General features: G+C 37.8%; 11 protein-coding genes. 4 read left to right on the top strand and 7 right to left on the bottom strand.

Annotated elements, in window-relative coordinates:
- Nucleotides 1-183: 183 nt before the first annotated feature.
- The gene (locus RQ973_RS00055; protein WP_311522268.1) at nucleotides 184-879 is read left to right on the top strand and encodes a VIT family protein; all 696 of its coding nucleotides are present in this window, start codon (nucleotides 184-186) and stop codon (nucleotides 877-879) included.
- A 212-nt stretch (nucleotides 880-1,091) separates the two neighbouring features.
- Here the strand turns inward: RQ973_RS00055 and RQ973_RS00050 are convergent, their stop codons facing one another.
- From RQ973_RS00050 to RQ973_RS00040, 3 genes are read right to left on the bottom strand one after another with little or no spacing between them, the layout of a single operon-like run.
- Complete coding sequence (locus RQ973_RS00050; RefSeq protein ID WP_311522267.1) at nucleotides 1,092-1,364, bottom strand: PspC domain-containing protein; 273 nt, start codon at nucleotides 1,362-1,364, stop codon at nucleotides 1,092-1,094.
- Between the two features lie 59 nt (nucleotides 1,365-1,423).
- Nucleotides 1,424-1,873, bottom strand: coding sequence for a SprT family protein (locus RQ973_RS00045; protein ID WP_311522265.1), 450 nt, complete (start codon nucleotides 1,871-1,873; stop codon nucleotides 1,424-1,426).
- On the bottom strand, nucleotides 1,860-3,989 hold the full coding sequence (locus tag RQ973_RS00040) for a Tex family protein (RefSeq protein WP_311522264.1): 2,130 nt from the start codon (nucleotides 3,987-3,989) through the stop codon (nucleotides 1,860-1,862). The genes RQ973_RS00045 and RQ973_RS00040 overlap by 14 nt, the downstream gene beginning before the upstream one ends.
- A gap of 163 nt (nucleotides 3,990-4,152) precedes the next feature.
- Between RQ973_RS00040 and RQ973_RS00035 the strand changes: the two genes are divergently transcribed.
- Genes RQ973_RS00035 through RQ973_RS00025 form a run of 3 tightly spaced genes read left to right on the top strand, consistent with a single transcriptional unit; the run spans nucleotide 4,153 to nucleotide 6,002 of the window.
- Nucleotides 4,153-4,284, top strand: a complete 132-nt coding sequence (locus tag RQ973_RS00035) for an SPJ_0845 family protein (protein ID WP_000268695.1) — start codon at nucleotides 4,153-4,155, stop codon at nucleotides 4,282-4,284.
- Nucleotides 4,285-5,190 carry a permease gene (locus RQ973_RS00030; protein ID WP_311522260.1) on the top strand — a complete coding sequence of 302 codons (906 nt, stop codon included), beginning with the start codon at nucleotides 4,285-4,287 and terminating at the stop codon, nucleotides 5,188-5,190.
- Nucleotides 5,187-6,002, top strand: coding sequence for a TIGR03943 family putative permease subunit (locus RQ973_RS00025; protein WP_311522259.1), 816 nt, complete (start codon nucleotides 5,187-5,189; stop codon nucleotides 6,000-6,002). Before RQ973_RS00030 ends, RQ973_RS00025 begins: the two co-directional genes overlap by 4 nt.
- Nucleotides 6,003-6,081: 79 nt before the next feature.
- Here RQ973_RS00025 and RQ973_RS00020 read toward each other — a convergent pair whose 3' ends face one another.
- From RQ973_RS00020 to RQ973_RS00005, 4 genes are all read right to left on the bottom strand, one after another.
- Nucleotides 6,082-7,167, bottom strand: a complete 1,086-nt coding sequence (locus RQ973_RS00020) for a hypothetical protein (protein ID WP_311522258.1) — start codon at nucleotides 7,165-7,167, stop codon at nucleotides 6,082-6,084.
- An 8-nt stretch (nucleotides 7,168-7,175) separates the two neighbouring features.
- The gene (locus tag RQ973_RS00015) at nucleotides 7,176-7,952 is read right to left on the bottom strand and encodes a nucleotidyltransferase domain-containing protein (RefSeq protein WP_311522257.1); all 777 of its coding nucleotides are present in this window, start codon (nucleotides 7,950-7,952) and stop codon (nucleotides 7,176-7,178) included.
- A 19-nt stretch (nucleotides 7,953-7,971) separates the two neighbouring features.
- A complete protein-coding gene (locus tag RQ973_RS00010) occupies nucleotides 7,972-11,322 on the bottom strand; it encodes a DEAD/DEAH box helicase family protein (protein ID WP_311522256.1) in 3,351 nt (1,116 codons plus the stop codon).
- Between the two features lie 72 nt (nucleotides 11,323-11,394).
- Entirely contained in the window at nucleotides 11,395-12,354 is a 960-nt protein-coding gene (locus tag RQ973_RS00005; protein WP_399553127.1) for a restriction endonuclease subunit S, read from the bottom strand.
- Nucleotides 12,355-12,428 lie beyond the last annotated feature (74 nt).

Here is a 12,428-nt window from a genome sequence, read left to right as displayed (position 1 = left end):
ATCACCTATTGGAATAGGTTACAAATACAACTTTGTTATATCTTGGCATAAGAAATAGCTATGGCTATGCCTGATAGAGAAAAATAGCAATCTTTTATTAGAATTGTAAAACTTTTTTCAGATAGTTAAAAATGTTTGTTTTCACTTCTCCTATACTTTATACTAGATATAAAGGAGAATACTATGTCAGAAAATAAACATGAAATAGATACAAACTTTGCTGGTCGTTTAAATATCCTACGTGCTGGTGTGCTTGGAGCCAATGACGGGATTATCTCTATCGCTGGAGTTGTTATCGGGGTTGCCAGTGCAACCAGCAACATCTGGATTATCTTTCTCTCAGGTTTAGCAGCAATCTTAGCAGGAGCCTTCTCTATGGCTGGAGGTGAATATGTCTCTGTATCAACTCAAAAAGACACCGAGGAAGCCGCTGTAGCCCGTGAACAACTACTCTTGGATAAGGATATCGAAGCTGCAAAGAAATCCCTTTATGCTGCTTATCTTCAAAATGGTGAGTGTGAAACTTCAGCTCAACTTTTAGTCAATAAAGCTTTTCTAAAAAATCCACTGAAAGCTTTAGTAGAAGAAAAATACGGAATCGAGTATGAAGAGTTTACCAACCCTTGGCATGCTGCAGCATCTAGCTTTATTTCCTTCGTACTTGGTAGCCTACCACCAATGCTTTCGATTACCATCTTTCCAAGTGACTTTCGAATCCCTGCTACTGTTTTTATCGTTGCAATTTCTTTATTGATCACAGGTTACACCAGTGCAAAACTCGGAAAAGCTCCAACCAAAACAGCTATGATTCGAAATCTCTGTATCGGTCTTTTAACCATGGGAATGACTTATCTATTGGGTCAATTGTTTAGTATTTAAAAAAGAGAGTGGGACAGAAATCAGTAATTCGTTAGAATTCGATTTCGTCGTCCCACCTCCGCACAGTTGAGTAGGGCTGTAAAAGCTGATGAAATCAGCGTAGTAAAGCCCACTCAACCACTGCGTCTTGCTCGGCAATCCAAAGACAATTGAGAGGCTAGGACTTTCGTCCCAGCCTCTTTTGCTATCAAAATATAGACAGTTAATTTGATTTACCAAAACCAACCTTCGTCATCATTGATAGGTTTGGCTTCTTTGATCTTGCGTGGGCCTGTTCCATACATTTCAGCTTCGATATCTTCCTTTGTTGGTAGGATAGAAGCTAAGATAATGTAGATAATAATCCCGAGTCCAAAGTTTGCGATTGTAAAGATTGCAAAAAGGAAACGAACTAGGGTTACATCAAGATTCCACTTATCAGATAGACCTGCAAGTACACCTGATACCATACGATTTCTTCTCATTTTATAAAATTTTGTATTCATAATTTATTCCTCTTTCGGATTTCTTAATCTTAGTATAGCACTAAGCTAGATTTACTACATCAGTCCTTAGGCCGATTTAACAAGAGGAGCTTTCCACGACAGAGACCACAACGATAACGCTTGGTATCGATTTTTCGCTTTCTTTGATAGATTTGCTGACAAGACTGACAAGCATAGACGAAATTTGGCTTTTGATTGGCACTTGATAAGGGAGGAACAAAGCGAAGTCCGTCTACCTCTTTTAAAAGTTGCTTAAAGGCTAAATCCTTATGCTGATAGCCTTTACCTTCGAAATAAAGATGGTAATGGCAGAGCTCATGACGAACAATTTTACGAAAAACCTCTAAACCAAGTTCTTGATAAACCTTAGGATTGAAATCCAAATGACCATCCTTAGGGAAAAATCGTCCACCTGTCGACCGTAGGCGAGTATTCCATTGAGCTTGGTGTTTGAAAGGTTTTCCGAAATCTTCTAAAGAGACCTGTTTAACGTAATCAGTTAGATTCATTTGGAGCTAGGAGCGACAGATTCACTTTTTCACGGTCAGCATCGATTTTCTTAACCCAAACGGTTACCAAATCGCCGACCGATACTACTTGACTTGGATGTTTGATAAATTTCTTGCTCATATGAGAGATATGAATGAGACCGTCCTCATGGATACCGATATCAACAAAGGCACCGAAGTCAACGACGTTGCGTACAACTCCCTCAAGCTTTTGGCCAACTTGTAAGTCTTTGATATCCAAGACATCCTGACGAAGGACCGGAGCATCAAAAGAATCACGGAAATCACGTCCTGGTTTGAGAAGGTCAGCGATAATGTCTTTAAGTGTTTCTTGACCGAGTTCTAGCTCTTGAGCCATTTCCTTGATAGAAACAGATTTGAGTTTTGCTTGCGCTTCTTCATTTAGGTCTTTTATATCCAAGCGTTTGAAGAGTTCCTTGACCGCAGTATAGTTTTCAGGGTGAACTCCTGTATTGTCAAGGATATTAGAACTTTCAGGGATACGGAGGAAGCCAGCAGCTTGCTCAAAGGCCTTAGCACCTAGGCGAGGAACTTTCTTGATTTGGGCGCGTGAAGTGATTTTTCCTTCCTCTTCACGATACTTAACAATATTTTCAGAGATGGTTTTGTTTAGTCCTGCAACGTGTGAAAGTAAGGCTGGACTAGCTGTATTGATATTGACACCGACTTGGTTAACCACTGTATCAACAACAAAGTCCAGACTTTCAGACAGTTTCTTTTGACTAACATCGTGCTGATATTGACCGACACCGATGGATTTGGGATCAATTTTAACCAATTCAGCAAGTGGGTCTTGCAAGCGACGAGCAATAGAAATAGCAGAACGTTTTTCAACAGTTAACTCTGGAAACTCTTGACGAGCAAGTTCACTAGCAGAGTAGACTGATGCTCCGCTCTCATTTACAATGACATAGCTGACCTCAGGAAAATCTTTCAGTACTTCAGCTACAAAGGCTTCGCTCTCACGACTGGCAGTACCATTTCCAATAGCGATGATTTCAACACCGTATTGGCCGATCAAATCTGCCAAATCACGCTTAGCTTCTTCAATCTGACGAGCTGAAGCTGGTTTGACTGGATAAATGACTTGCGTTGTCAGCATCTTACCAGTCGCATCAACGACCGCAAGCTTGGCACCTGTACGAAAGGCTGGGTCAAAACCTAGAACCACGCGCCCTTTTAGTGGTGCTACGAGAAGGAGATTACGCAGATTGTCAGAAAATAGTTGAATAGCTCCTTCTTCTGCCTTCTCTGTTAACTCTGTACGGATACGACGCTCGATAGCTGGCAGTACCTTCTTCTTAACAGATTGCTGAATAACTTCTTCAATATAGGCATTTTTAACCTTAAAACGAGCAGCAAAGAAGGCTTGAATACGTTCGACCGCATGCTCAAAACCAATCTTCAAGATGCCTAACTTCTCACCACGATTAAAGGCAAGTGTACGGTAGCCCTGCATGTTAGCAACCGTCTCCGAGAAATCGTAATAAATCTGAAAAACCTGCTTTTCATCCAGGCTTTCGTCTTTGACTTGAGAAGTGATTTTAGAATTTTCAAGGACTTCGCGATAAGCAATGGCACGAAGTGTAGGATCCTCAGAAAGTGCTTCAACTAGGATATCTACTGCTCCAGCCAAGGCTTCTTTGCCACTAGAAAAACCTTCACAGACAAATTTTTCTGCTTCTTCTTCTAAGTTGGGAACATTTTGTAAAATCAAGCGAGCAAGAGGAAAAAGTCCAGCCTCACGGGCGACAGTTGCCTTGGTCCAACGTTTTTCCTTATAGGGAAGATAGAGTTCTTCAACGTCTGCGAGTTTTTCAGCTGCTAGGATAGCTTCTTCCAATTCCTTGGTTAGCTTGCCTTGCTCTTTGATTTTTGCTAAGACTGCTTCCTTACGGTCATTGAGGTTGGTTAGACTTTTATCAAGGTCAATAATTGCCTTAATAGCCACCTCATCTAAGCTTCCAGTCATGTCTTTCCGATAACGAGCGATAAAAGGAATAGTCGCTCCTTCAGCTGTCAAAGATAAGACAGTATCAATCTGCTTTAAGGTTACACCCAAATCTTGGGAAATTTTTTCATATTTTTTATCCATGAAACTATTATACCATAAGGAAGAAAGCTTGTTTTCATTCATGTCACAGTTGACTTGGTATTTGTTGAAATTGAAAATTCACTCGTCTTAACAATTTAAAATTAAACTTTTTGGCTGAAATAATAGTATAATAGAGGAAACAATAAGAATTGAGGTATGCCCCATGGCTGTTAAATTTACAAAAACTGATGACTTAGATAAGATGTTCGAAGAATTCGCTAAACTCCCTGATTTGAAGCAAGTGACTTTCCCAGATGACAAAGAAAAGAAAGATAAGGCAGAAAAGAAAAAATAGATGACTATCTTTCAATCTCTACCCTCTAGTCTTTTACAAACTGGCGCTATTTTTCTATCAATTATCATTGAAGCTTTACCCTTTGTCTTAATTGGTAGCATCATCTCTGGTGCCATTGAAGTCTATGTGACTCCTGAGAAGGTCTATAAATTTCTCCCTAAAAACCGCCTAGGGAGAATCTTTTTTGGTAGCTTCATCGGTTTTCTATTTCCCTCTTGTGAGTGTGGAATTGTTCCGATCATCAATCGTTTTTTGGAGAAGAAGGTTCCAAGCTATACAGCTGTACCTTTTTTAGTAACGGCTCCTATCATCAATCCTATCGTACTTTTTGCGACTTACTCAGCTTTTGGTAATTCAATTCAAATGGTTTTCCTAAGAACTTTGGGCGCAATTCTAGTTGCTACTATATTGGGTGTCTTTCTTGGATTTTTCTGGGAGGAACCTATCCAAAAAGAAAATAGACTTGCTTGCCATGAGCATGATTTTTCTCACTTGACTAAAAGTCAAAAAATGCTTCAGGTCTTTATCCAAGCTATTGATGAATTCTTTGATATGGGGCGTTACTTGGTCTTTGGCTGTCTTTTTGCCAGCATAGTCCAGGTCTATGTACCAACTCGGGTTCTGACATCTATCAGCGCAACACCACTACTTGCGATTGTTCTTCTGATGGTCTTATCCTTCCTACTATCTCTCTGTAGTGAAGCAGATGCCTTTATCGGATCTTCTCTTCTATCAAGTTTTGGCTTTGCTCCAGTGCTTGCCTTTCTAGTTATAGGTCCCATGCTTGATATCAAGAACCTCCTCATGATGAAGAATTATCTCAAATCTCGCTTTATCTGGCAGTTCATGACCATCGTAACTCTTGTTGTTCTTGTCTATTCTTATCTAATCGGGGTGATGCTATGATTCGATTTTTTATCTTATTTGGCTATTTTATCTTAACCCTTTATCTGCACCTATCAGGTAAACTCAATCAGTATATAAACCTCCACTACTCTTATCTGGCTTATATCACTATGTTTTTATCTTTGCTACTAGCCATCGTTCAAGCCTATATTTGCTTCAAGCGTTTGAAAGAACATAGTCACTTACATAGTTTTTCAGCCAAGCTTGCTAGTTTTGCCCTCTTAAGTTTACCTCTGTTAATTGGATTTACTTTTCCAACAGTCACTCTGGATTCACAAACAGTATCGGCAAAAGGATATTATTTCCCTTTGTCGGAAGGAACTGACAAGGCAATCCAAGCAAGTGAAGGAACGAGCAGTCAGTATCTCAAACCGGATACGAGCAGATTTTATTCAAAAACTGCTTATGAAAATATTGTTAGGAAAACTGCTGATAAATACTTAACCCAATCAAGCATTGTCATCAAGGATGAGAATTACTTGGAAGTCATGGAAGTTATCTATGATTTTCCAAATGAATTTGAAGGTAAGGAGATCGAGTTTACTGGCTTTGTCTACAATGATCCCAATTACTCTAATAGTCAGTTTGTCTTTCGTTTTGGTATCATGCACTGTATCGCTGATTCAGGAGTTTTTGGACTTTTGACTACAGGAAACACCAATCAGTACGAAAATAATACTTGGGTGAGAGTCAAAGGTAAGATTAGCAATCGCTACCACAAAGAACTCAACCAAATCCTCCCAACTCTTGAAATCCAATCCTTTGTAAAAGTCGATAAACCAGAGAATCCTTATGTTTATAAAGAATTTTAAAAAAGTAGCCTGAGTGGGCTACTTTTTCTTGTTTAGTAAGTTTTTAACTTCTCGGGATCCGATCTGATCGCCTGCTTTTTCAAAAAGTTCGATAGCTTGTAAAAAATTCTCTTGCGATTTTATAGAAATCAATCGACAGATCACTATCAGATTCGTATTTTTTCCAGGCTATACTGAAGCCATAATAGTCTTCAAATTCTGGATGCCAGTCATAATAAAGTGGGATACGGCTAAATTTTCTTGCAACTACTTCATCTTCAAATTCTGGGGACTCTCCTGCAGTAATTCCAAATTGAAGGCCATTCATTTCCCAGGTGTTTCCCCAAACATTTTCATCTGATAGAACGTCAATCCAACGAGAGGCGTCAATATCAAAATCTGCACATAATTCAAGTTCTAACAATTTTCTGTAGTTTACCTTGGTGGGTTTAATGAAGAAGGCACCCTCTACCTGATATCTTTTATCTTTAACTTGAATTTGTGTGATTTTCATCGGAATTGGAATTCTATTTAACTCCAACCAAAAATAGCCTAGAGGAGTTTTGATTGCATGGTAAATTTGTTTAGACTCTATATTTACCTTGTTCGAACAAGCATTTAGAATTCTTCCATGCTCAAGTATATTTTTACAAACTATTTTTGAAGTCTCAGGATCAAAAATAGAATACCTACGAATGACACGTTTTAACTTTTCAACAGGAAAAGTGATATCCTTTGGTAGGGCATGATACTTCTGGACAACTAAAGCAGTTTTTTCAGTATTTTCCTTTCCTACTGGGACAATAACAGCATGTCCAATATGGATATTTGGCTCGTCACATATATAAGTATAACCATTTCCACCTTCTTGAAACTCAACGACAACGAGATTTAACTCCTGATCAGGATCGAAAAGTGGTTCAGCTTCTCCACTGGTCTGGCGCTCATAAAAAGTGAAACAATTTGGATTATCCTCTTCGCCAAAGACCATAAAACTACCACAATTGGGACATTTCCACATATAAAAGGAAGCCTCTGAAATGTCTTCATAGGAAATTGTATCATTACCATCTTTTTTATTCATAATTTCTACTAATAACTCATCCGAATAAACCGAATAAGCATTTGGATCAGGGGCTTTGTGGTCGTTCATTGCTTGACCACATCTACAAGTCCATTTTCCCATAATTAACCTCAGTCACGACTTAATTCTTCAAGGAAAAATTGATTGAGAGCTTTCCAGTCTTTCTTTTCCTCTGTAACACTTTGGACGTAGTCATCCAGCTCTTGGATATTTTTGATGATGAAGTCCTGAATTGGCTCTATCGGCTCAATTTCCATTCCTTCAGGTCCCTTTAACTTGATATCAAGCAAGCTAGACACATGGTCTTTCATTTCATCAGGGAGCAATTCTTTGACCAAATCATCAAACAAAATCGGTGGAACAGAATGATATTTTTCAATCCAACGACAAGCTAAAATAGGACGAAGTGCATAGAAATACTTTTTAGGTTTTACCTTATCTCCTGAAAGATACTTATTCATTTGAGTTCTAGCAGTATTCAAGTAATGGTGGAGCATCTTTTTCTCAGAAAAATACTGACTAACAAGCGGACGGATACGGTCAATAAAGCCTTCGTCTTGCTGGTAAACGATTGGCGACTGTAACCACTCAAAGAAGGTTGGATTTGACTTATAAAGCAACTTTAAAGCCTTGTCCAAATCCCAGCCGCTCACATCCCAAGTATCGTCAATTGGTAGTTCGATGACATCGCGATGATCGTTCAGACTAAGATAAAATTCTTGCTTATGCTTGTAAATGAAACGCACATCAAAGTCACTATCTGGAGACTCAAAGCCCCAAGCGCGACTGCCAGACTCAATTGCCCACAATACGGTAACATCATAATCACATTCAATTTCCGCTAGTTTTTCAGGTACCAGAACATTCATTTCTTCTTGTGTTTGCATGGTGCTTCTCTTTCTATATTCAAGCTACTTCTTCGGCACGATTATTGATTAAATCAATTGTTTGGACAATATTCCTCAATATTGGTATTTGATGTTGAAATAGTACTTGTACGGATCCATAAGATTTAAACGGTTCTTGTGTCAGGATCGACTTATCCATATACCCATTTTCAACGACATAATCGACAATCAATTTCACAAAAGAAATTTGCTTAGCATTAAGGCTTTCATCTGACAAGAACTTAGAAAACACTTGATTAGCGGCCTCTCTATTCAAACCAATAATCTCCCGCACCAATCTAGGAATAGCCTTGTTTTCATAGTGCTGCTGATAGTCAGTTTTACTTCCTAATTTTTCCCATAAAAGAGTCTCTAAAGCTAATAAATCTTGTGTAGTTAACTTCTTGTTATGATACAATTTAGAAATTGCTTCTTCATCCAAATGAGCTTTCAAATAATGCTCAACTTTTTCGTTATAGGATCGAAGATCATTTACCTGCAAATAAGGTGTGGTTTCATATACAGTAGAAAGAATTCGATCTTCAAAATTGACATAATATACCTTTCGACTCGTTTTATCTAAGAATTGCAATAAATCTCTTAGAGAAAGGCGTATTTTTTCAAGTTCAGACAAGCTTACTTCCTCCCAAAATTCAGGTTCTTGCACTTTCCTGATAATTTCTGCCTGTGCAAAGACCTGAGGAATATTGCCAACAGAAGCAAGAGCCTGAGCAGTTTTCATAACTTGAGATATATGAGTTCTAGATGGCCTAGAGGTCAACTGTCCGACTTGAATTTCTAACATCCATAAATCAAATCGTCTCGCCATTTCATTTTCTTTATCATCATCAAACATGAGAGGGGAGATATGACTATGAAGTTTCTCGCATGAAATTGTTGTAAGATTTTGCCAGTTTTCTAATTTCTTATAGGTATAAACTGTATCTAAGACCATACGAACCCTAAAGTCTAGCTCATTTAAATCCTCTACATATCTATGAAGTTCTGAGACGAGTTGCTGACGATACTCTCTTGCAAATGGATCCTCTTGATAGTGAAGGTCCTGCAGTTCACGAATCAAGTCCACCTTGATATTAAACAAACGCTGTGTCAAGGGAACAATATGTCTTCCACTACCTTCTCTCGGATCTGCTTTGAAATATTCAAAGTTGTCACCATAATCAAATACCAAGAAATTTTCCTTATCTTGATCGGGTCCAAACAAATCTTTACAGAGACGGGTTCCACGACCAATCATCTGCCAAAATTTTGTTTTTGAGCGTACTTTCTTGAAGAAGACTAAATTAACAACCTCTGGGACATCAATACCTGTATCAAGCATATCAACTGAAATTGCAATTTGAGGATATTTCTCCTTAATTTTAAAATCATCAATCAAGGTTTGATAATGTTTAACACTGTAATCGATCACTTGAGCATAGTCGCTCCCCTTTTCAGGATAACGTTTATTGAAAATCTTTCTAATATATTCTGCATGGTCATGATTCTTGGCAAAGATAATCGTTTTTCCAATCTCATCCCCTGAAGCTGTCTGAATTCCTCTCGTCATTAGTTCATCTAGAACAATCTCAACTGTAGATTTATTAAAAATAAAAGAATTAAAAGCTCCAGCATCAATGTCTTTTTCTAGACTATCATCTTCAAATTGGCTATCAAAATATTCTTTATCTTCCTGGGATAGATCATCATAATGAAGGCCGTCTGTAGGTAATTCTAATTTGGTTTCAATTGAATGATAGGATACCAAGTAGCCATCCTCAACAGCCTTTTCAAGATCATAAGCATAGGTAGGAACACCATTTTCCAAGTTGAAAAAGCCATAAGTGTTTTTATCAAGATCCTGACGAGGTGTGGCCGTTAGGCCTACGATTCTAGCATCAAAATAATCAAAAATGGCCTTGTACTTTTGATAAATAGAGCGGTGAGACTCGTCAATAATGATAAGATCAAAATGGCCAACAGTGAAAGGACGTTGGATGACTTCTTCCTGATCACTGATAGCTCCAATCATGGTCGGATAAGTAGAAAATACCATACGACTTGATCTTGCCCCGGCTTTATCCTCTAAAAAGTTACAAACCGAAAGATCTGGAAGCAATTTCCTAAATGAATCATAGGCCTGTTTTACAAGAGATGTTCGGTCAGCTAGAAAGAGGACATTTTTGACCCAATTGTGACGTGATAGGATATCAACAAGAGAGACTGCTGTTCGAGTTTTCCCAGAACCAGTTGCCATGACCAAAAGAGCTTGCCTACGATTGTTGGAAAAAGCCTCACAAACACTTGCAATCGCATGTTTCTGGTAATAACGACCAGAAATATCGTCTCTGATTTTACTAGAAATATCCTCCAGTGGTTTTTGCAAATGCCGTCTGTCCATCAATAATTGCAATTCTTCTTGAGAGTAGAAACCTGCAATCTGACGACGATTTACACCATCAAGAATGTAGTGCTTGAGGCCATTTGTAATAAAACAAATCGGTTGGTAACCTATTTTTTCCTCTAGCGCTTCAGCATATTCCCTGACTTGTACCTCACCTACTTCTGGATTAACTGCAGCTTTTTTAGCTTCAATAATTGCTAAAATCTTTCCATTTTTACCATAAAGAACGTAATCACAATAACCTATTCCCGAGCCGTGTTTCAGTCCATTAACAGCGACTTCAACTCGACGATTTTCTTCAAATGTCCAACCTGCTAAACGTAAATCAATGTCAATAAAGAGTTTTCTTGTCTCAGCCTCAGATAACTGATCGATGTGGAAAGGAACCTCTTGCCGTTGTGCAGCAGTTTCACGTTTTTCAGTATAATTCTCTTGCACTTCCAAGGACTGTACAGCCATTTGTTCATGAAAGTCTGGCATAACAGGTAAACTGTCTTGCAGTTCCACCATGGCTTGTGGTGTTTCTCTTTTCTTGACATTCTCTGAAAGTGGCAATAATTTCTCGTCAAAAAAACGTTCCACAAATTCATTGCTATAGCAGTAATCAATAAAGTTTACGAACTGGTACAAATGATGTAAGGCTAAAATCGCTTCGCGTTCCTTGATCTCCCCACCATGAGCAGCATGATTGCCCCAGCGTATCAAGAGAACCATCTGACTATGAAGCTCTGGATCTACGATTTCTCTAAAGTCATCATCCCAAACTAATGAAGACAAGGTAGCACGATAAGGGGCTTCCAAATAAGAATCATGGCTATAAATCCAATGAACAGCCTGCTCCAAGGCACGACGCGCCATGAAAGCTGTCGCTACAGTGGATGTCTCAATCATATTCTCAGCTTCTATACAGGGCCTCGAAAAAGATTCATACTCCTTATTATTCAAAAGAAAATCAAAATTTCCCATTTTTCTCTCACTTTGACTAAATAGATAGCTATATTATACTAGATTTTAAGCTATTTCTCCACAGTTTTATAGCTATCTGACAAGCAAATTGTGATTTGTCACCTGAGCCACAAAGTCTGCGAACTCGTTCTGGAGGGAAAGAGGGGGGAGGGGGATGGAAATATCTAATAAATCTGATTTGGTTAAGCTAGGTATCGTTACGGCTTTATTTAACTTTTCAAAATTGTATAATTGACAGAAATAGAATAAATATTCTGAGTTTATTTTTTCTAAAGTAGGTTCTAATCCAAACGCTGTATCTACATTCCAAAAGTTTTCTCTTACTAAAATCGGTTTATTTATATTTCCTTTACGTCCAATAATTACCGAATTTTTTTTCACAATCCAATCTTTAGCATATCCTATAATTCCCCCACTTCCATAAATAGGGAATTGTCCGTTATTATCTTCAACATTCTTTTGATTTTTACCATTTCTTATAGTAAGAATTTCGTTCCATTTGCAAACTTTCCATTCTTTATCATTAAGAATAACATCCCCAAACATTTCGTTAAATCGGGATTTTACAAGGTTTGAAAGTTCGCTAAGTTGTTTACTTCTAATAATAATTTCATTATCTAACTTTTCTAATATTCCAATAATTTTATCTTGTTCAAAAATACTCCTCATTGGAATCTGGGCATCTGATAAATTATTGAGTTTAATATACTTTATAACTCCTCCAATTGATTGGTATCGTAAAACTTCTATATACTTATCAAGAAAGTAGTATAGATATTTCATTCTTACATTAGAATTACTAGTCAAAATATAGGTTCTCTGATAAGCATTAAATTTTCCTTTATAATACTTAACATTTAAATCCCCATTTCCAGCTACTAAAACTACCTCACCGTCATAAGCGTATTCGTTAATTCTTGAAATTTCTTTAGCTGTTGTAAAAAAAGGATACTTACCTCCGAAAACTGCCGCATTAGCATCCAATTTACCAGTTTGAATAGAAACTAATTGCCCTAACTTCACTTTCTTCACGCAACCACCTCCTCGAAATATCGGGATTTGCACTTAAGAGATAAACTTCTGATGGGAATGTTTGACATTACTTT

The organism is uncultured Streptococcus sp., from assembly GCF_963511325.1.
Taxonomy (GTDB): Bacteria; Bacillota; Bacilli; order Lactobacillales; family Streptococcaceae; genus Streptococcus.
Note: the sequence above shows the minus strand (reverse complement) of the source record. Positions and strands in the feature narration are given on the sequence as shown.